Genomic DNA, 20,148 nt, shown 5'->3' on the forward strand with positions numbered 1-20,148 from the left:
CTGCCGCCACTTTTCGCAGCAAAACAGGCCTACAGCCCCGTCGAGGCCTCGATCCTGAACTGCGCCAGCGCGATGATCGGTTCGTGGTCGAGGACATCGACCAGCTGAAGCACCGGCAGCTTGCCGAGCGGTGTCAGCCTGATGCTCAGCGTTTGCCCTGAGGTCTCGACGAAGCCGGCGAGGGCATCGACCGCGACCTTGGCATCGAGATTGGAGGCCGCGATCTTCTCGCCCTGGGCCCGGATCATCGCGACGATGGCGCTGCGCGCGGCGTCGCGGCTGACATTCTGCATGCGCGCGAACTGGGCCACGACCAGATCGACCACGCCGCGATCGCGCAAGGAGAGCTCGATGGCGCCGGTCTCGACCTGCGCCAACTGCTCCATAGCCTCGGACGGGTCCGTCGTGGTGAAGAGGTCGCGCGGCACCTTGGCAAGGGCCACGCTCAGCTGGGCCTTGGCGAGGTTGCCGAGATCGAGCGTGGCGGGGGCGAGCGCGAACGCGCCCGACGATTCCGTCCAGGCCGCGCCGAGATCGAGGTCGATCGCGAGCTTGTCCACGCCTGCCACGATCAGCGGCTGCAGCGCCGGATTGGCGGGATCGGTCGGCGTGACCATCTTCACGACCAGACTGGCCCTGCTCGGGATCGATCCGACCAGCTGGCCCCAGTTCATGCTGATCGTGTCGACGGTGATGGGCTGCCGCGCGTTGTTATGGGGAGCCACCACGCCCTTGATCTCGGCGCCTTCGAGCACCCGGAACAGGCCCAGCATCTGATCGGGCGAGGGCGGCTGACCGTGCTTGCTGAGGCCGGCCGCCCAGCGCATCAGGTTTGCCGCGCTGAACGATTTCAGCGCGAAGCGCTCCATCTTGAACTGCCCTTGCGGAGACGGCGTGTCGACGCCTTCGACTGCGAATTCGCCGTCGTTATATCTGACCGCCTTGATCCTGGCCGTTCCCTGTGGAAGGCCCATCGACATCGTGCCGATCTCGATCCGACCAATGCGAAGACCCTCATAGAATCCGGCGAGCTTCTCCATCATCTCGCGCGATTGCGCGGCGGTCGCGACGACCGACCGGTCCGTCGGCACGAGTGCAACGATCTCGGCCGGCCGGAATTTGGAGGGCTGCACCGCGATGTCCTCGAAACTGACCCCGTCGATCTCCATCCGCAGGCCCTGGGTCGATTTGAGCACATAGCGGCCGGCCGAGATCTGCCGGTAGATGCGGTGATAGCTGTCGTCGCCGGCCTTCTGCGGGTCGAGCGCCGCGGCGACTGCTGTCGCGTCGAAATCGTTGATGATGATGTTGGAGAGGTCGCCGGTCAGCTTGTCCTGTTTGCCCGGCTGCGGCACGTCGATGGTGAAGACGGCGCGGTCGGCCTTCATCGCCTCGACCTTGCCGCGCTTGAGAGTCTGGACCGCCAGCCCGGAATAGGTGATTTCGCCGCTTCCAGCGGCGCTGCCGCTCGCGTCGAAGGTCATCGTCAGCGTCGGAGCCGTGACGGATGATGCCGTGATGCTCGAATATTGTTCGAGCACATAGCGATAAATGTCGATCAGGGAGCGGTCCGTCGGCGGATTGCCGCCGCGAATGGGGCCGGCATAGTCCCGCAGAGTGAGCTGCGGGATCTTGTAGGATGCCTTCAGCTTCGCGGCGCCGACCTGGTCCAGGGCGACTTCGAAACCGCCGACCTCGATGATGTCGGCCGAGAAGCTGGTATCGTCGATCAGGCGAACGCCGGTACCCTTGATGCCAGTAATCTTGATCTGCGCTTGCGGCTGGCCGGCGGGGGTGATGGCGATGTCCTCGATCGTCAGCATCCGGGTCGCGAGCTCGAAGGTGATCTTGCCATGGCTCGCCTTGCCGCCGCCCGAGCGGATCTGCTCGAACGCCGCCTCGACCTCGCTGGTGGCCCGATGCTGGACATAGAGGTTGAAGCCAAACCATCCGCCCGCGCCGAGCACGGCTGCCACGATCAGGCCGATCAGGATTCGCTTCATTCCCAGCTCCAGTTGCTCATTTTGCACCGCGCAACCTGCCATATTCAGAAAAAGTCGCGCGGTCCAGGGAAAGCTATGCTTTTCAAATATTTGACGGCGCGCCCTGTTGATGGGGGCGCAATCGGATGTTGCCACCGAGGCGCCCGGCGTGCTTCATCGCCCTTCCATGACCCGGAAATACGGTTCGCTTGGACAGCGGCCCCGGATCATGCATTTTGAGGCCGGTAACGCGAGGCGAGACACCGCATGTCGTCCTATTCTGATGATCTCCACCAGGCGGCGCTCGCCTACCATCGTCTGCCGCGCCCTGGAAAGCTCGAGATCCAGGCAAGCAAGCCGCTTGCCAACCAGCGCGACCTCGCGCTGGCCTATTCGCCGGGCGTCGCCGCGGCCTGCACCGAGATCGCCAAGAACCCGGCTGAAGCCGCGACGCTGACCACCCGCGCCAACCTTGTTGCCGTGGTTTCCAACGGCACCGCGGTGCTCGGCCTCGGCAATATCGGCCCGCTGGCCTCCAAGCCGGTGATGGAAGGCAAGGCGGTCCTGTTCAAGAAATTCGCCGGCATCGACGTGTTCGACATCGAGATCGCCGCCGACACCATCGACCGCGTGGTCGAGACCGTGGCCGCGCTCGAACCGACCTTCGGCGGCATCAATCTGGAGGACATCCGCGGACCGGAATGCTTCGAGATCGAAGCGCGCCTGAAGGAGCGCATGAAGATCCCGGTCTTCCACGACGACCAGCACGGCACGGCCATCATCGTCGCAGCCGCCATCACCAACGGTCTCCGCCTGAACGGCAAGAAGCTGTCCGACGTCAAGATCGTGGCCTCGGGGGCAGGGGCGGCCGCGATCGCGACGTTGAATCTGCTGGTCTCGATGGGCGCGCAGCGCAAGAACATCTGGGTCTGCGACATCGACGGCCTCGTGCATGAAGGGCGCAACACCTCGATGGACCGCTGGAAGGCGGTCTATGCGCAGAAGACAGACAAGCGCACGCTCGCCGACGTCATCGGCGGCGCCGACATCTTCATCGGGCTCTCGGCACCCGGCGTGCTCAAGCCGGAGATGGCCAAGGCGATGGGCGACAAGCCGCTGATCATGGCGCTCGCCAATCCGACACCGGAGATCATGCCGGAAGAGGCGCGCAAGGCGCGGCCCGACGCCATGATCTGCACCGGACGCTCGGACTACCCGAACCAGGTCAACAACGTCCTCTGCTTTCCCTTCATCTTCCGCGGGGCGCTCGACGTCGGCGCCACCGCGATCAACGAGGAGATGAAGCACGCCGCCGTCGAGGCCATCGCGCAGCTCGCGCGCGAGGCGCCGTCGGATGCCGTCGCGCAGGGCTTCGACACCGGCGAGACGCAGGGCTTCGGTCCGGGCTCGCTGATCCCGAGCCCGTTTGATCCGCGCCTGATCCTGCGCATCGCGCCGGCCGTGGCGAAGGCGGCGATGGAATCGGGCGTCGCGACGCGGCCCATCACCAATTTCGACGAGTACAGGGCGCTGCTCGAGCGCTTCGCCTTCCGCTCTGGCCTCGTCATGAAGCCGATGTTCGCCAAGGCCAAGACCCAGCCGGTGCGCGTGATCTATGCCGAAGGCGAGGACGAGCGCGTGCTGCGCGCCACGCAAGTCGTGCTGGAGGAGAAGCTGGCGCGGCCGATCCTGGTCGGCCGTCCTTCGGTCGTGGAGGCGCGCCTCAAGCGCTTCGGCCTCTCGATCAGGGCGGGCAAGGATTTCGACCTGGTCAATCCCGAGGACGATCCGCGCTACCGCTCCTACGTGCAATCCTATGTCGAGGTCGCCGGCCGCCGTGGCGTGACGCCGGATGCGGCGCGCACGGTGGTTCGCACCAACAATACGGTCATCGCGGCGCTTGCGGTGACGCGCGGCGAGGCGGACGCGATGCTCTGCGGCGTCGAGGGCCGCTATATGAGCCATCTGCGCCACGTCCGCGAGATCGTCGGCTTCTCGCCGGGGATCAGCGACTACGCGGCGCTGGCGCTGCTGATCACCAGCAAGGGCGCCTTCTTCATCGCCGACACGCAGGTTCGTCCCAACCCGAGCGCGGAGGAGCTTGCCGAGATCGCCTCGCTCGCCGCGGTCCACGTGCAGCGCTTCACCATCAAGCCCAAGATCGCCTTCGTCTCGCATTCGGATTTCGGCAGCTACGACACCGAATCCTCGCGCAAGATGCGGCGGGCGACGCAGCTATTGAGAGAGAAGCATCCGGAGATCGAAGCCGACGGCGAGATGCAGGGCGACACCGCGCTCTCCGCCACTGCGCGACGAATGGTGCTGCCGCACTCCAAGCTCGAGGGTGAGGCCAACATCCTGATCATGCCGACCCTGGATACCGCCAACGTCGCCTATCAGATGATCAAGTCGCTGGCGGACGCGCTGCCCGTCGGCCCGATCCTGGTCGGCCCGGCGCGCCCCGCGCACATCCTCACCCCCTCGGTAACGGCGCGCGGCATCCTCAACATGACCGCAGTTGCCGTGGTGGAAGCGCAGGAACGCGCCTCGCGGCAGCAGCCCACGTTGTTCACGTAAGGGCCGGGCTCTCACGGCGCTGGAGGTGCAATCCCTTCTCCCCTTGCGGGAGAAGGTGGCGTAGGCGGCCTTCGGCCGCCGTTCTCAAGAACGCCGAAGCGAAGCTTCGGCTATGGCGCCGGATGAGGGGTTGTTTCCGCGAGTCCGGATCTCGCGAGTTTCCCCATGCTGATAGATACCCCTCATCCGTCTCGCCGCTTCGCGGCGAGCCACCTTCTCCCGCAAGGGGAGAAGGGAAGAAACCGCCACCTTTGAATTCCTTTCAGCTCGCCATTTCCCCGTTTGAAAAGCCCAAACGGACTCTTCATAATCGACTTAAGCGTTCCGTGCGGTAGCGCTTTGCCAAGAGGCCGATCATGCCAGCGTTCGTGACTTTCGGGCGAATCCTGTTCGCCGTGCTGTTCATCTACACGGGCGCGACCAAGCTCTTTGCCATGCAGGCGACCGCCGACGTCATCGCCGCCAAGCTCGTGGTGCCCGACATCATCGCGCCCTACGCCAAGCAGATCGAGACGGCGACCGCCATGACGACGCCGCAGCTTTTGGCGATCGCGATCGGCGGGCTCGAGATCATCGCAGGGCTGATGATCGCGCTGAATTTCGGCGCGCGTTTCTTCGCCATGCTGCTGATCGTCTACGTCGCCGTCGCGACCGTCCTGTTCTACGATTTCTGGAACATGGCGGCTCCCGACAACGCCAAGATGCTGGTCGACGCGCTCAAGAACCTGTCGATCATCGGCGCGCTCTGCATGATCATCGGCTACGGCCGCACCACGCGTCCGGCCGAAGCGGCCTACGGCGACGTCTAGCGGTCAAATCCGCTCTCGGCGGCGCGCGGCGCGGGTGTGGCGCTGCAGGCGGTCTCGATATGTGGGGGGCGGCGGCTCGGCTGATTCCGCACAAGAAAGCAGCAAGGTACGCAATGGTATTCTATTGCCGGTACTGTGCATGGGGTTGTTTTGCCAGTTTGAATCGGAGCCTTCGGTGTGAGCGACGTCGGTCATGCCGAGAGGCTAACCCGGCCGCCACGGAGTCACGGTCACCTCATGCGCCGCGTCGAGAAGGTACGGCGCGCCCGGCTTCATCCCGTGCGCAGCCAGTACGTCATGCGGCGTCCGCTGGGGCACGCCGACGAAGCATCCTTCGCCGCCGGGCAGCCGCACATGCGGCGCCTCCGATAGCCAGAACGTGTCGTAGCGGTCCATGAACATGTCGAACACGACCGGGCCGCCGATGATGGCGACCATGCCGGAGGCGACGCCGGCGAAGGCGCAGGCCTGTTCGAAGCTCGCATGCGCCGGATTCCACAGCGTCGCGTTCGGCATCTCTGGATCGACGGTGAGGTCCTTGATCTTGCGGGTCAGGATCAGCCGCTTGCGCTTGGCCGAATTCGGCTGCTGCTCGTGCGAGTTGCGGCCGTGCACGATCAGCGCGGCGCGATCCAGCGCCTGCTCGAAGAACAGCTTGTCGCCTTCGAACTTCAGGCTGTCGGGCATGACGCGACCGGCGTCGGCAAGCATGCCGTCCGCCGAGACGATGACGTAGCCTTCGAAGCGGAAAGACAATGGCCTTCTATTCGGAAACGGTCGTCACCACGGAATTGACCGGGCGCTGGCTCACCGTCGGCAGCTTGATGTCCTTGAGCAGTTCCTGGTCGTATTCCGGCAGCGTCGAGACCGGGAACTTGGCGCGCATCGCCACCACCTTGTAACCGCCGGCCTTCAGCCGCTTGAGCAGCTCGGGCAGCGCCTCCGCGGTGTGCTTCTGGAAATCGTGCATCAGGACGATGCCCTTGCCCCTGGTCTCGAGCTTCTTCATCACGGTCTCGACCACCTTCTCGGGCTTGGAGGCCTTGAAGTCGAACGAGTCGATGTCACAGGAGAAGATGCCGACATTGCGGTTGCCGAGATAGGTGACCATCTCCGGCGGATGCTGCAGCGCCGGGAAGCGGAAGAACGGCGCAGGCGAGATGCCGCCGAGCGCCCACTTCACCGCCGCAAAGCCCTTCTCGATCTCGTCCTTGCGCTGCGCGTCGTTGAGCTTCTTGTTGTTGAGGTTGGCGTGCGACCAGGTGTGGGCGCCGACGGTGTGCCCGGCCGCGTAGACCTGCTTCAGGATCTCCGGCTCGTAGGTCGCGTGCTTGCCGATAGTGAAGAAGATTCCGGTGGTGCATTCATCCGCGAGTGCCTTCAGCACGGCGGGCGTGTTCTTCGGCCAGGGGCCGTCGTCGAAGGTCAGCACCACCTCCTTGTCGCGCAGGAAGTCGAGCTCCTTGAAATGCTCGAAGCCGAAGCCGGGACCGCCCGTGGTGTCGATCTCGACGGTGCGGGCGACGCCGAGCGCGCCCGGTGTGTTGCAGGCCGCGCGGGCCGGCTGCGGCGCCTGTTTCGGCGGGGGCGGATTGACGAAGCCCGCTGGCGCCGCAGCCGCTGCTGCGGGCGTTGGAGCTGCAGGGGAAGTTGCAGCTGGTGTTGCCGCCGGCGCGGCTTGCGCTGCGGCTGCGGGCTTCGCGGCCGGCGTCTGCGACCATGCGGCGCCGGTCATCGCCACCGACATCGCACCTGCTAAAATCAGTCCTGCCGCCACACGCATGGTGTTGTCCTCGAGATTGATCCCGTTGTTCCGCCGCGGCTTTTCGCCTGCGGCCAAAACCGTCCTGCCCCAAACTCATCCTAGCCTAGATGGTGGGCCATCGCCATTGCAACGGCTGTTTGATGTCCCACCGCAATTGTGCCCAACCGGATGGCGTGCACCTGCGTCACGTGTCGGCCAGGGTTCTGGCAATGGCAGTCTTGATCCGCGTGTCGGCCGGCTCGACGGCGGATGGAAACACCTCGGCGATATAGCCGTCGCGGCCGATCAGGTACTTGTGGAAGTTCCAGCGCGGAACTTCCTTTGGTCGAGCCTCGGCGGCCCATTTGTAAAAGGGATGCGCTCTCGCACCGACCACCGTCGCCTTGGCCGTGATCGGGAAGGTAACACCATATTGGTGGTGCGCGGTCTGCGTGATCTCGCTGCTACCGCCGGGCTCCTGGCCACCGAAATCGTTGGAGGGCACGCCGATCACGGTGAGGCCGCGCCCGCGAAACTCGTTCCAGATCTCCTGCAAACCGGCATATTGCGGTGTGTAGCCACAGAGCGAGGCCGTGTTCACCACCAGCAGCGGTTTGCCGGTGAACGCTGCGAGGCGGATGTCGTCGCCTGACAAAGCGGGAAAGGAGAATGCGTAGGCCGAGACCCGGCTCATCCCGCTATCAGCGAGGGCGCGCGTGACAGGCGCGAATGCGCCTGCAAGCGTGACGCTCAGCACGGTCCTGCGATTCATCATGACGGCGTCCCCCGAGACGATCCGAGGGCAGATTACTCCGCCACTGCGACCTCACGCGTCAACACCGCGTTATCGAGCGCTGCGTGCGGGCTAGTACAGGCGGACGATGAAGTCGGTGCCTTCGCCGGTCTCGCCCTGGTTGATGCCCTGGTCGGAAACGATGATTGAGCCGCCTGACGTCAGCATCTCGTTGATCTTCGCCATCGTCTCGGTGGGGACCGAGATGCGGTCGAGGGCTTCAGCCGGGCTGTCCGGCGTCACCACCGGTTTTGCGGCAACGGGGATCACGGCTGCGCCGCGCTGGCGGCGCGCTAAGCGGCTGTCGTCCTCGCGCGCCGCGGAACGGGCGGAGACGGGCAGTGACACCACCGACCAGCGCAGCGCGTTGGCATCGGCCTTGTCGAGTTCAGCGGTGAAGACATGCGTGCCGAGCGGCCGGTCGCTCGCGGCAATCGTGACGGGCACCTCGAACAGCGGCGCAAAATTCTGCCGCACATAGAGCTTGGAATCCTTGCGGCTGATGAAGACGGCAATCTGGCCGGCCCGCTTGGGCGCGTCCGTCTTCGCTGCCGCCGCAGGATCGGCAACGCGGCCCTCGTCCTTCTTCGCATCGGGTGCGGCGGCGAGCGCCGGTGCATTGGCCTGATTGGGCGTCTTCGCGGAGTCCACCGCCTCGGTCTTGGCCGGCTCGGTCTTGACGGTCTCGACCTTGTCGGCGGGCTTGTCGTTGCTCGCCGGCTTGGCCGATTCTTCCGATTGGGGCTTGGCCGCTTCGGATGCTTCGGCCGTCTTGACCTCGGCGGCCGGTGCGGCGGCTTCCTCGTGCGCAGCCGCATTGCCGGTGGTCACGTCCGACAACACGGCGTGGCCGACGGAGGTGCGCAACTCGAGCACGCTCTCGGCGCTGGCCGTCTTGGTCTCGACCGGCTTGGCTTCGGCCGTGCCTTTATCGGCCTTGTCGGCGACATTGGTCTGCGGCGCGAGGCTCGCGGCGGGCTGCGGCGGCACGCGCATGGAGGCGAGCAGGGGATGGGAGAAGCTTTGCGGCGACATCTGGCCGGGCGCCACGATCACGCGCGCGCCCATCCTGGTCCAGTTCCACATCTTCATCGCGAACGCCATGGGCATGCGGATGCAGCCATGCGAGGCCGGATAGCCCGGCAGCACGCCGGCATGCATCGCGACGCCGGACCAGGTGATCCGCTGCATGTACGGCATCGGCGCGCCGCTATAGATGTTGGAATGATGGAATTTGTGCTTCTGGATGACGCTGAACACGCCCATCGGCGTCGAGTGGCCCTTCATGCCCGTCGACACCGGTGATTCCGCGAACACACCGGTCTTGTCGTAGACCGTTACCCTCTGCCGCTCGATCGAGACGACGATGACAAGCGGGCCTTGCGGCTTGGTGCCGGCTTCCTTCTCGACGACGACTTCCTTCTTGCTTGCGGCGCCGCGCTTTTGCGGCTTCTGGCGCGGTATTTCGGGAAGTCGCTCCTGCCGGGCGTAGTAGGACCCGTCGGAATAGTCGGTCCAATAATAAAATGCTGCGTCTGCCTGGCTGGTCGCGCCGATCGCGCCCGCCGCCGTCAAAATGGCGACCTGCCACAGCCGTACCGGCTTGGCAGAAGAACCCGACCCGTTCACGCTGTTCATCCTCGAATCCATAATCCAAATCAGACGTTAGTCTTCGCAAAGGGGATACGCGTTCACCAGCAGCGCGGTTCTGCCATCAGCTACTTTTGTTCAAGGCGTAGCAAAAAAGCCTCACGGAGCGGTAAACGGCGGCCGCGTCCGCCCCTCCGCCGCCTTCCTGACCGCCGTTTGCGTTCCTACATTGCGGGGACTTGTTACCGGAGACCTTCATGTCATCTTGTTTCCCCGGTCTTTCCAGCATCCGCTTGAAAGCCCTCGCTTTATTCCTCCTGGCTTTGATCGCGCCAACGGCGTCGGCATCCGCGGCCGATGAGCCCGATCTGATCTTCCGCCGCTCCACCGTGTTCAAATGGGTGAGCCCGAACGACAAGCTCGCGACCTATGGTCTCGACGATCCCGAGGTCGAGGGCGTCGCCTGTCATTTCACGGTGCCGGAGAAGGGCGGCTTCAAGGGCTGGCTCGGGCTCGCCGAGGAGGTCTCGGACATCTCGCTGGCCTGTCGCCAGGTCGGTCCGATCAAGTTCAAGCACAAGATGGAGCAGGGCGACGACATGTTCCGCCAGCGCCGGTCGCTGTTCTTCAAGAAGATGCAGATCGTGCGCGGCTGCGACACCAAACGCAACGTGCTGGTCTACATGGTCTATTCGGACAAGCTGATCGAAGGCTCGCCCAAGAACTCGACCTCGACCGTGCCGATCATGCCTTGGGGACCGGCGGACGCAAACGTCCAGAAGTGCGGCGAGTTCTTCACGCAGTGACGCGCGTCGTTCACTCCTGTGACGCGGTCGCGTTCACCCGGTGGCGATCGCGCGGCGCAGCAAGCCGCGACCCGGTCAGCCGCACAAATGTCTGCGGCGCCGCCTCGAAGCCCCGGCTCGATTGCAGCGCCATTGCGCCGGCGCTGCCGCGAATGATTGGTTGATCTCCGCGATCCGTCGGTGGATTTTCATCGCGCGGCGTTGCGCGATTTCCCGCCATCATGGCCATCCCTCACGTGAATGCGCCCGATGATCCGGGCGTCTCGGTTTCGATGGCTTGGGTCGTCGTTGAACCAACCCCGGTTCAACAGGATCCAGCCTTCTTTTGCCCGTCCTTTCACCAGAAAAACGTAAAATGCGTGTGAAGCGCGCGCGGCGGCGGCATGACGACAGCTGCGCGGGGCGCATATCCGTACCGGCACCGGAACTTAGCAGGCGACTTTGACCTGCCGTGAGACCTGTCTGAAATAACTGGCATTTTCCGAGATTTGTTTCGTCGCCGCGCCCGGGACGAAACAATTCTCACGAAGACGAAACCATTTTCAGCTTTTCGCGCATCACGCGCGAAACCGCCCATGGTTATCAGGCTCATAACGACGACGGCGCACCGCCGGCCAGCGAATTGGAACACACATCATGCGCGTGCTCAGCTTCATCCTTGCTTTCGGTCTCGTTCTCGCCGGCCCCTCATTGGCGGGTGCGCCCGATGGCAATCTCCCCGGTGTCGGCACCTTCCAGTACAGCGGCTCGCCCCTTGCGGTTCCGGCCGCTCAGCTCATGATCGCTGCGCGCTTCTGACCGCACACAACAACAGCCGGCATAGCCCATCATGTTGCTTCGTCTCTGCGCCGCAGCGTTCGTGTCCCTTCTGACGATCAGCTCCGTTCAGGCGCAGGTCCGCTCACCTTCCAGGCTACCCGATCCGCGCGGCGAATTCGTTCGCCAGTGCGCGCCGCGCATGCTCGGCCGCTGGGAGCATCCGGAGGAGGTCTGTGGCTGCCTGCACGATCACGCCGCCGCGGCCGTCGAGGATCGCGATCTGCGCGAAGCGCTGCTGCGGGGCATCAGCGAGACCGGCGTGCCCACCATCGAGACCGATTGGGTGCCGGCCTCCAAGCAGAGCGAGATCGGCCCGACCTTCACCAAGATCGCCAAACCGACGCTACAGTGCATGTTCGATCCGGCGAAATAGCTTTCCGGATCCTCACTTCGTTTTCGGTCCGTGCCGCGGCACGCAGGAGCTCGTGCGCGAGACTCCCTTATCGGTCATCTTCGCGCCGCGGACTTCCCTGACCTGGCCGGCGGGGCAGGTTCCGTCATCCACGAGCACACGCTGGCCGAGCTTGAGATCGCCGATGTCCTGCTCGCGTCCGATGGTGGCGGCGCTTGCGGTCGAGGCAAGCGCGATGGCGATCAGCAACGAAAGGCAGGTCGCGTGGCGCAGCGGCATGATGTGAGGTCCCGGATCGATGCCGCAATCTAGGGAGCGGCGGGCGATTCTGATAGTGAAGCTTCGTCACGCGCGGCGGGCCGATTTTCCCCTTGCGCCCAATGCCGCGCGCGATTCCCTTGCGAGACGTTCGGCGGAGGCCACGAGCTGTGGCATGGGATGTCCAGAAAATCCCAGCACGAAGCCGGGGAGGGGACGCCCGCGCGAATAGGTGTCGGCCAATAGCCAGCCTTCGGCGCCGGCCACCTGCTTGGCATGCGCAGCCACCGCCGGATCGACGGCAGGATCGAACCGGGCGACAAGATGCAGGCCCTGTGACGGTACCGGCACCGAAAGCGCGCCGTCGGATGCGACTTCCAGCGTCCCGGCGAGCACGTCGCGCGCCTCGCGATACAGTTTTCGCACGCGCTTGAGGTTCGCGGCGAAGGCGCCGGAATTGAGCATGTCCGCCACCGCGCCCTCCATCAGTGTGCCGGGAAATCGGTCAAGCGCCGCGCGCGCTGCCGTCACGTCTGCGATCAGACGTTCGGGCAGGGCGCAATAGCCGATGCGCAGGCCCGGAAACAGCGTCTTGGCAAATGTGCCGAGATAGATCACGCGCTGGAGGCGATCGATGCCGGCGAGCGACATCAGCGGCGCGCCGTCATAGCGGAACTCGCTGTCGTAATCGTCCTCGAGCACGAATGCGCTGGCCTGCTTCGCCCAGTCCAGAAGCTCGAGCCGCCGCGGCATCGACATCTGCACGCCAAGCGGAAACTGGTGCGATGGCGTGACGTAGGCCGCACGTGCGGACGGCGCCGCGATCCGGCCTTTGGCGACGCGCATCCCGTGCTCGTCCACCGGGACAGGCACGGTGCGATAGCCGCAATGGGCGATAGTTTTTCGGGCGGCGGGATAGCCCGGGTCCTCGCACCAGACCTGGTCGCTGGATTTCAGGATCGCGCTCAGCACGATGCGCAGCGCGTGGAGCGTGCCCGAGGTCAGCATGATCTGGTCGGAATCGCAACGCAATCCGCGCGCGGACAACAGATGGTCGGCGATCGCCACACGCAGCTCGCGGCTGCCGCGAGGGTCGCCATAATGCAGGTGCTCCGATCCGAATGCGCGCATGCGGCGGCCGACGAAAGCGCGAAAGCGCTGCACGGCGCGTTCGTCGATATGGGTACAGCCGAGCGCAAACGCGCCCTGCTTTGGCGCTTCGAGAACCACCTTCGGCTTGTTGGGCTCGGCCGCGCGCTTGGGGATACGCGCCGCGACGAACGTTCCGGAGCCGACCGTTGCGTCGGCAAAGCCGTCGGCGATCAGGCGCTCATAGGCGGTGACGACGGCGTTGCGGCGGAAGCCGGTCTGCCTGGCCAGCGTCCGCGACGGCGGCAGCGGCTCGCCCGGCTTGACGAGACCGGAGACGATCATCTCGCACAGCGCCTGATAGAGCCGGTGCGCGGCGGATGCGCCGGCGGTGACGTGAGGGCCGGCGAGATCGAGCGGAAGCTCGGGCTTGGCTCGGGAAGATGAATTGGTCGGAATTTTTTGCATGGAATTGGAACTATCGCAGACCAAATGCGCCGCTACAACTGCTCCGGATTTTCTTCCATCCGAGCAGGAGCGGCCGTGAGCCAGACCGAGACCTCGACTTCCTATCCGACATCGGCACGCAACCAGGTGAAGCGCCGGCACGACCGCGGATTCTATGATCACGACACGGTTCATCGCATCCTGGATTCCTCGATGCTGTGCCACGTCTCCTACGCGATCGACGGCCAGCCCTATTGCACGCCGACCTTCTTCTGGCGGCAGGGCACCAAGCTCTACTGGCACGGATCGAGCGCCAGCCGCATGCTGCGCAACCAGAGCAGGGGCGAGCGCGTCTGCCTGACGGTCGCCCATCTCGACAGCCTCGTGCTGGCGCGCTGCGGCTTCAACCATTCCGCCGACTACCGCGCCGTCATGGCGTTCGGCACGGCCTATCTCGTCACCGACCCCGATGAGAAGGAGCGGGCGGTGATCGCGATGGTCGATCGCTTCTTCCCGGATCGCACCGCCGGCCTGCGACAGAGCACCACACAGGAAATCAAGGCAACGTCGTTCATCGCAATGGAAATCGAGGAAGCTTCGGCCAAGATCCGGAGCAAGGGTGTCGCCGACGACGATGAGGACTATGCGTTGCCGATCTATGCGGAGCGCATTCCGGTCCGCACCGTGCTCGGCGCCCCGGAACCGTGTCCGCGCCTGCTCGATGGTGTGAGCCGGCCTGCGACGCTGAACGGCTATTCCGAAGGCCGGCTGCTCGAAGATGCATTGCGGGATGCATATTTTCTGGAGTACCCGAACGGCTGAAATCGGCTAGTTTGCGCGCTCCTTGGGACCATTGGAATGTCTGGAGTCGCCCGAATGAATGCCGAAACGCAGCAGAGGATTCTTGACGCCGTCGACAACGGCTTCGAAGCTCAGCTTGCAACTACAAGCGATTTCGTCGCGATCCCTTCGACCCGCGGGGCGGAGGGACCCTGCCAGGACATGATCGGCGATCTCCTGCGCGAACGCGGCTACGAGGTCGACGACTGGCATATCGATGTCGAGGATTTGAAAGATCTGCGCGGCTTCGGCCCGATCGAGCACGACTTTTCGAAGGCGCGATCCGTGGTGGGCACTTACCGCCCGCGAACCAATGGCGGCAAGTCGCTGATCCTGCAAGGGCACTGCGACGTGGTGCCGGCGGGTCCGCTCGAATTGTGGGATACGCCGCCATTCTCGCCGGTCATCAAGGACGGCAAGATGTTCGGCCGCGGTGCCTGCGACATGAAGTCCGGGACGATCGGTGCGCTCTATGCGCTGGACGCGATCAAGGCGGCTGGCTTCAGGCCGACGGCGCGGATCCATTTTCAATCGGTGATCGAGGAGGAGAGCACCGGCGTCGGCGCACTCTCCACCCTGCAGCGCGGCTATCGCGCGGACGCCTGCTTCATTCCGGAGCCGACCGGCGGCAAGATGGTGCGATCGCAGGTTGGCGTGATCTGGTTTCGCCTCCGCGTGAAGGGACACCCGACCCACGTCGCCTTCGCAGGCTCTGGCGCGAACGCCATCATGGCGGCGTATCACCTGATCCAGGCGCTGCAGAAGCTCGAGATCGAATGGAACGAGCGCGCCAAGGCCGACCGTCACTTCAAGACGATCGACCATCCCGTCAACTTCAACGCCGGCGTCATCAAGGGCGGCGACTGGGCCTCCAGCGTGCCGGCCTGGTGCGATGTCGACTGCCGGATTGCGGTGTTGCCGGGCTGGTCGATCGCCGATCACCAGAAGGAGATCATGGCCTGCGTCGCCGCCGCTTCGCGCAACCACCGCTTCCTCGCCAACAATCCGCCGCAGGTCGAGTGGTCCGGCTTCCTGTCGGAAGGCTATGAGCTGACCAATGCTAGGGAGCCCGAGGCTGCGTTCGGCAAGGCCTTCAACAGGGTCTATGGCGGCGCGCCAGAGGATCTCGTCTTCACGGCACTGACCGACACGCGCTTCTACGGCCTCAACCACGGCATCCCGAGCCTCTGCTTTGGCGCCAGCGGAGGCGAGATGCACGGCTTCAACGAGTTCGTCGATCTGGATTCATTGAAGAAGGCGACCAAGGCGATGGCGCTGTTCATCGCGGAATGGTGCGGGCTGGAGAAGGCGTAGGCCTCTCCGCCGTCATTGCGAGCGCAGCGAAGCAATCCAGCATCTCTCGGCGGCGGCAGCCTGGATTGCTTCGTCGCTGCGCTCCTCGCAATGACGGAACGGCGGTTAGGCGCTCATCCTGAGGAGCTTGCGGAGCAAGCGTCTCGAAGGGTGAAGGCACGGCCGGTGGCCTCGCCCTTCGAGACGCCGCTTCGCGGCTCCTCAGGGTGAGGAGAAACATCTTGCCGCCCTGTGCCCGAAACACGGGCTTCGCCAACTCCTTTAAGCTTAAAAGAAGGACTAGGATGCGGTCCTGACCGGTGGCAGACTGGCGTCCGGTTCGTCGGACGAGTCCTCGGGAGCAACGATGCGCGATTGGGATGACGCTTACGCCAATTCGGCCCATATCCCGGGCTCGGACAAGATGCCGGCGCTGTGGGCGGAGCGGGCGGCGGCCTACCGCGCCGGGCTGAAGGAATTTCGTCCCGACATCGCCTACGGCGCCGGCGAGCGCCAAAAGCTCGACCTGATCCTGCCTGACGGCGATAGCAAGGGTCTCGTCGTCTTCGTTCATGGCGGCTACTGGATGCGCTTCGACAAGTCGGCCTGGACCGACCTCGCCGAAGGTGCGCAGCATCATGGCTGGACGGTGGCGCTGCCGAGCTACACGCTGGCGCCGGCTGCACGCATCTCCGATATCACCGCGGAAATCACCGCCGCGATCGCCAAAGCCGCATCGCTGGTCTCGGGGCCGATCCGGCTCGCCGGCCATTCCGCCGGCGGCCATCTCGTCACGCGCATGCTGTGCGACGACAGCCGGCTCGAGTCTGCTGTCTTCAACCGCATCGCCGGCACGCTCTCGATCAGCGGTCTGCATGATCTGCGTCCGCTGCTCAAGACGAAGATGAACGACACGCTGCGCATGACCATGGAGGAGGCGAGCCTCGAAAGCGCGGCGCTGCATCTGCCGCGGGGGCATTCGCCCGTAACGGCCTGGGTCGGCGGCAGCGAGCGGCCCGAATTCATCCGCCAGTCCGATCTGATGGCCAATATCTGGACCGGCTTCGACGTGCCGACGCACCTCGTCATCGATCCCGGTCTCAACCATTTTACCGTGATTGACGGGCTGAAGGACCCGTCCTCGCCGATCACTGCCCGCCTGATCGGCCTCGACTGAGCAAAGCCGGGAAGATCGATCGAAAGGACCCGCCATGACGTCCCGCGATTACGATCCTGCAAGCGAAGGCGCCGAGACCGATTTCGCCCGGCGCATGTCCTATGGCGACTACCTTGCGCTGGATGCGATTCTTGGCGCGCAGCACCCGCTGTCGGAGGCGCATGACGAGATGCTGTTCATCATCCAGCATCAGACCACGGAGCTGTGGATGCGGCTCGCCATCCATGAGCTCAGCGCTGCGCGCCGCGCGATCGCCAAAGACGAGGTTGCCCCCGCGATGAAGATGCTGGCGCGGATGTCGCGCATCTTCGAGCAGCTCAACAACGCCTGGGACGTACTCCGGACCATGACGCCCAGCGAGTATACCCACTTCCGCTCGCAGCTCGGTCAATCCTCGGGGTTCCAGTCACGCCAGTACCGGCTGATCGAATTCCTGCTCGGCAACCGCAACCACGCCATGCTGAAGCCGCACGCGCACGATGCCGAGACGGTCAAGCTGCTCGAAGCCGAGCTCGCGACGCCAAGCCTCTATGACGAGGTGCTGCGGCTCGCCGACCGCAACGGGCTCAAGATGCCAGCGGCGGTGCTGGCGCGCGACGTTCGCGAGACGCACAGCTTCAACGAAGGCGTGCTGCAGGCCTGGCGTATCGTCTACGAGGCGCCGGAGACGCACTGGATGCTCTACGAGCTGGCCGAGAAGCTGGTCGATTTCGAGGACTATTTCCGGCGCTGGCGCTTCAACCACGTCACCACGGTCGAGCGCGTCATCGGCTTCAAGCGCGGCACCGGCGGCACCGGCGGCGTGAGCTATCTGAAACGCATGCTCGAGGTCGAGCTGTTTCCCGAGCTCTGGCGCGTGCGTACGATTCTGTAGGGATGTCCATGACCAGGCTTCGCGTCTACGACGACACCAAAGCGTTGTTCCATCTGCCTGACGGCCTGATCTATCTCGACGGCAATTCGCTCGGTGCGCTGCCGCTGGGCGTTGCCGAGCGCGTCAACCGCGTGATCACCGAGGAGTGGGGCAACGAGCTGATCCGCGCCTGGAACACCGCAGGCTGGTATGTCCAGCCGCGCCATGTCGGCGATCGAATCGCGCGGCTGATCGGGGCGGAGGCCGGCTCGGTGATGATCGGAGACACGCTGTCCCTGAAGGTCTATCAGGCACTCGCCGCCGCGCTCGACATGACCCCGTCCCGCAAGATCGTCCTGTCGGACACCGGCAACTTCCCGACCGACCTCTACATGGCCGAGGGCCTGATCGCGACGCTTGGGCGCGGCCATCAATTGCGTCTGGTGGCACCTGAGGAGATCGAGGGCGCGTTGTCTGACGAGATCGCCGTTCTGTACATCACCGAGGTCGACTACCGCACCGGCCGTCGCCACGACATGGCAAAGCTCACCGCGAGAGCGCACGCGCTTGGCATCGTCACCCTCTGGGATCTCGCCCATTCCGCCGGCGCGCTGCCGGTCGATCTCGCCGGGAGCGGCGCCGATTTCGCCGCGGGGTGTACCTACAAATATCTCAACGCGGGCCCCGGTGCGCCGGCCTTCCTCTATGTCGCGCCGCGTCATGCCGACAGCGCGCGCGCCGCTCTGTCGGGGTGGATGGGCCACGCAAAACCGTTTGCGTTCGAGCTTGCCTATGCGGCCGCGGGCGGCGTCGAACGCATGCGCGTCGGCACCCCTCCGGTGCTCGCCATGGCGGCGCTGGAGGCCTCGCTCGATATCTGGGACAAAGTCGATATCGCGGAGGTTCGTGCGCGTTCGCTGGCGCTGGGTGATCTCCTGATCAGTGAAGTCGAGCGCCGTTGTCCGCACCTCAAGCTCGTCACCCCGCGCGACTATGAGCGCCGCGGCTCGCAAGTCTCGTTCGCCTTCGACGGCGGCTACGCCGCGGTGCAGGCCCTGATCGCCCGCGGCGTCATCGGCGATTTCCGCGCGCCCGACATCATGCGGTTCGGCCTGACCCCGCTCTATGTCGGAGAGAATGAGATTATCCGGGCGGCGGAGATCATCGAAGAGGTGATTTCAGGAGAGATTTGGCGCCGGCCGGAGTACCAGGTCGTGAACGCGGTGACGTGAGCGGTCTCGTGCCCCGGACGCAGCGCAGCGCGCTTCTTAGCGGTGCGCTGCAGAGCCGGGGCCCATGCCGCATCATCGTCTGTCGCGAGATGGGTCCCGGCTCTGCGCAGCAACGCTTCGCGTTGCTGCGCGTCCGGGACACGAGAGTATGGCATTGCGTGAGGACGTCAGCACCGCCATTACCTCGGACGTCATTGCTTCGCCGCGCGGGGCAATTCACGCTGAGGCAACAACCAATTGGGAGCAGTTCCGATGACGCCGCTCGAGAAACTTAAAGCGATGAAGATGCCGTTCGCCGAGCTCAAGGGCGTCGAGTTTGTCGAGGCGGAGAAGGACCGCGTAGTGGCGCGGATGACCGTCCGGGCCGATCTCTGCACGCTGCACCATACCATCCACGGCGGGGCCGTGATGGCGCTGGCCGATTCCGTCGGCGCGGCGGCGACCGTGATCAATCTGCCCGAGGACGCCAAGGGGACGACCACACTGGAGAGCAAAACCAATTTCATCGGCGGGGCAAAGGAGGGGGCCACAATCATCGCTACTGCCACCCCGGTGCACCGGGGCCGGCGGACCCAGGTCTGGACCACCCGGCTGGAAACCGAGGACGGCAAGCTGGTTGCGGTGGTGACCCAGACGCAGCTGGTGCTGTGACTACAGCATTTTGATTCTATTAACGAATTACTCGTGCCGGTGCCCGAATCTTGGGCAGGTTCCCGTCTTGAAAATCATGGTGCGATGCACAATATTGGGGGCCTAGGGATTCGAACGCCTCCTCGAGGGACACCAAGAGGAGTTTCTGACGTGGTACTTGAAGACACCGTCCGTACCGTTCCCGGCTATGTACGGACCTTGATCCAGCAGGAAGAATTGCCGCTCCTGCGCGATCACCTGCTGAGGCTCGATGCCGCCAGCCGGCACGACCGTTTCAACGGCTTTCTCGACGACAGCTTCATCGAGCGCTACGCCGCCCGCTGCGCCGAGGACGGCACCGTGATCGTTGCCTATATGGTCGACGGCGTGGTGCGCGGTGCGGCTGAGCTGCATCCGCCGGAGGACAATTCCTTGCCGGAGGTCGCTTTCAGCGTGGAAGCCTCCGCGCGCCGCCAGGGCGTCGGCACCGTGCTGTTCCGCCGCCTGATCGCGGAGGCGCGCTGGAAGGGCTACAAGCGGCTGCGCATCACGACGGGTGCCGAGAATCACGCGATGCGGGCGCTCGCCAGGAAGTTCGGGGCCCATCTGGCTTTCCGCCACGGCGAATCGACCGGCACGATCGACCTCGCCAAGACGCCCGAGGCCGAGCTTGCCGATCTGGCGGCCTCGCCGTTCACGGCCGGACGCGCTCTTCTCAGCTTCAACAGCACGTGCTGGAAGCTGATCTCGAGCATGTACGGCAATCGGGCTGCATAGCCCGGAAATTGCGCACAGGAATCACAAAGCGGACCGGCCAGGCCGGTCCGCTTTCGTGTTCCGTGCGATGAGATGAAATG

At 64.7% G+C, this 20,148-nt stretch carries 20 protein-coding genes; 12 read left to right on the forward strand and 8 right to left on the reverse strand.

Annotated features, from left to right (window positions below):
• Positions 1 to 29 precede the first annotated feature (29 nt).
• Positions 30 to 2,003 (reverse strand): hypothetical protein, encoded by a 1,974-nt coding sequence (locus N2602_RS17930; protein WP_260383444.1) that lies wholly within the window; start codon positions 2,001 to 2,003, stop codon positions 30 to 32.
• A gap of 246 nt (positions 2,004 to 2,249) precedes the next feature.
• Here N2602_RS17930 and N2602_RS17935 point away from each other — a divergent pair, with 246 nt between their 5' ends.
• Together N2602_RS17935 and N2602_RS17940 are read left to right on the forward strand one after the other, a co-directional pair.
• Positions 2,250 to 4,559, forward strand: a complete 2,310-nt coding sequence (locus N2602_RS17935) for an NADP-dependent malic enzyme (protein WP_172788477.1) — start codon at positions 2,250 to 2,252, stop codon at positions 4,557 to 4,559.
• A 356-nt stretch (positions 4,560 to 4,915) separates the two neighbouring features.
• A complete protein-coding gene (locus N2602_RS17940; RefSeq protein ID WP_212257578.1) occupies positions 4,916 to 5,368 on the forward strand; it encodes a DoxX family membrane protein in 453 nt (150 codons plus the stop codon).
• 204 nt (positions 5,369 to 5,572) lie between these two features.
• Here the strand turns inward: N2602_RS17940 and N2602_RS17945 are convergent, their stop codons facing one another.
• From N2602_RS17945 to N2602_RS17960, 4 genes are all read right to left on the reverse strand, one after another.
• Positions 5,573 to 6,124, reverse strand: a complete 552-nt coding sequence (locus tag N2602_RS17945) for a dihydrofolate reductase (RefSeq protein ID WP_260383445.1) — start codon at positions 6,122 to 6,124, stop codon at positions 5,573 to 5,575.
• A 7-nt stretch (positions 6,125 to 6,131) separates the two neighbouring features.
• Positions 6,132 to 7,151 (reverse strand): polysaccharide deacetylase family protein, encoded by a 1,020-nt coding sequence (locus N2602_RS17950; RefSeq protein WP_260383446.1) that lies wholly within the window; start codon positions 7,149 to 7,151, stop codon positions 6,132 to 6,134.
• A gap of 166 nt (positions 7,152 to 7,317) precedes the next feature.
• Positions 7,318 to 7,887: a glutathione peroxidase gene (locus N2602_RS17955; protein WP_172788481.1), complete on the reverse strand. Its 570-nt coding sequence runs from the start codon at positions 7,885 to 7,887 to the stop codon at positions 7,318 to 7,320.
• Positions 7,888 to 7,977: 90 nt separating this feature from the next.
• Positions 7,978 to 9,543, reverse strand: a complete 1,566-nt coding sequence (locus tag N2602_RS17960; protein WP_260383447.1) for a L,D-transpeptidase — start codon at positions 9,541 to 9,543, stop codon at positions 7,978 to 7,980.
• Between the two features lie 209 nt (positions 9,544 to 9,752).
• Here N2602_RS17960 and N2602_RS17965 point away from each other — a divergent pair, with 209 nt between their 5' ends.
• Positions 9,753 to 10,301, forward strand: coding sequence for a CreA family protein (locus tag N2602_RS17965; protein ID WP_260383448.1), 549 nt, complete (start codon positions 9,753 to 9,755; stop codon positions 10,299 to 10,301).
• 10 nt (positions 10,302 to 10,311) lie between these two features.
• On the opposite strand, the gene N2602_RS17970 is transcribed toward N2602_RS17965, so the two are convergent.
• On the reverse strand, positions 10,312 to 10,530 hold the full coding sequence (locus tag N2602_RS17970) for a hypothetical protein (protein WP_311739260.1): 219 nt from the start codon (positions 10,528 to 10,530) through the stop codon (positions 10,312 to 10,314).
• Between the two features lie 407 nt (positions 10,531 to 10,937).
• On the opposite strand from N2602_RS17970, the gene N2602_RS17975 reads away from it, so the two are divergent.
• Complete coding sequence (locus N2602_RS17975; protein ID WP_260383449.1) at positions 10,938 to 11,099, forward strand: hypothetical protein; 162 nt, start codon at positions 10,938 to 10,940, stop codon at positions 11,097 to 11,099.
• 31 nt (positions 11,100 to 11,130) lie between these two features.
• On the forward strand, positions 11,131 to 11,493 hold the full coding sequence (locus N2602_RS17980; protein WP_025035902.1) for a hypothetical protein: 363 nt from the start codon (positions 11,131 to 11,133) through the stop codon (positions 11,491 to 11,493).
• A gap of 12 nt (positions 11,494 to 11,505) precedes the next feature.
• Here N2602_RS17980 and N2602_RS17985 read toward each other — a convergent pair whose 3' ends face one another.
• Positions 11,506 to 11,751: a DUF6719 family protein gene (locus tag N2602_RS17985; protein WP_172788486.1), complete on the reverse strand. Its 246-nt coding sequence runs from the start codon at positions 11,749 to 11,751 to the stop codon at positions 11,506 to 11,508.
• Positions 11,752 to 11,817: 66 nt separating this feature from the next.
• The gene (locus N2602_RS17990; RefSeq protein WP_260383450.1) at positions 11,818 to 13,287 is read right to left on the reverse strand and encodes a PLP-dependent aminotransferase family protein; all 1,470 of its coding nucleotides are present in this window, start codon (positions 13,285 to 13,287) and stop codon (positions 11,818 to 11,820) included.
• 75 nt (positions 13,288 to 13,362) lie between these two features.
• On the opposite strand from N2602_RS17990, the gene N2602_RS17995 reads away from it, so the two are divergent.
• The 7 genes from N2602_RS17995 to N2602_RS18025 all read left to right on the forward strand — a co-directional run bounded on the left by N2602_RS17995 (position 13,363) and on the right by N2602_RS18025 (position 20,068).
• The gene (locus N2602_RS17995; RefSeq protein WP_212257584.1) at positions 13,363 to 14,088 is read left to right on the forward strand and encodes a pyridoxamine 5'-phosphate oxidase family protein; all 726 of its coding nucleotides are present in this window, start codon (positions 13,363 to 13,365) and stop codon (positions 14,086 to 14,088) included.
• A 54-nt stretch (positions 14,089 to 14,142) separates the two neighbouring features.
• Positions 14,143 to 15,420 carry an ArgE/DapE family deacylase gene (locus N2602_RS18000; RefSeq protein WP_260383451.1) on the forward strand — a complete coding sequence of 426 codons (1,278 nt, stop codon included), beginning with the start codon at positions 14,143 to 14,145 and terminating at the stop codon, positions 15,418 to 15,420.
• Positions 15,421 to 15,766: 346 nt separating this feature from the next.
• Positions 15,767 to 16,576 (forward strand): alpha/beta hydrolase, encoded by an 810-nt coding sequence (locus N2602_RS18005; RefSeq protein ID WP_260383452.1) that lies wholly within the window; start codon positions 15,767 to 15,769, stop codon positions 16,574 to 16,576.
• Between the two features lie 34 nt (positions 16,577 to 16,610).
• The gene (gene kynA / locus N2602_RS18010; protein WP_260383453.1) at positions 16,611 to 17,450 is read left to right on the forward strand and encodes a tryptophan 2,3-dioxygenase; all 840 of its coding nucleotides are present in this window, start codon (positions 16,611 to 16,613) and stop codon (positions 17,448 to 17,450) included.
• Between the two features lie 8 nt (positions 17,451 to 17,458).
• Positions 17,459 to 18,661: a kynureninase gene (gene kynU, locus N2602_RS18015; protein ID WP_260383454.1), complete on the forward strand. Its 1,203-nt coding sequence runs from the start codon at positions 17,459 to 17,461 to the stop codon at positions 18,659 to 18,661.
• A gap of 252 nt (positions 18,662 to 18,913) precedes the next feature.
• Positions 18,914 to 19,312 carry a PaaI family thioesterase gene (locus tag N2602_RS18020; protein ID WP_212257588.1) on the forward strand — a complete coding sequence of 133 codons (399 nt, stop codon included), beginning with the start codon at positions 18,914 to 18,916 and terminating at the stop codon, positions 19,310 to 19,312.
• 150 nt (positions 19,313 to 19,462) lie between these two features.
• Complete coding sequence (locus tag N2602_RS18025) at positions 19,463 to 20,068, forward strand: GNAT family N-acetyltransferase (RefSeq protein WP_260383455.1); 606 nt, start codon at positions 19,463 to 19,465, stop codon at positions 20,066 to 20,068.
• The last annotated feature ends 80 nt before the right edge of the window (positions 20,069 to 20,148 follow it).

The sequence above is a fragment of the Bradyrhizobium sp. NC92 genome (assembly GCF_025200865.1).
Classification (GTDB): domain Bacteria; phylum Pseudomonadota; class Alphaproteobacteria; order Rhizobiales; family Xanthobacteraceae; genus Bradyrhizobium.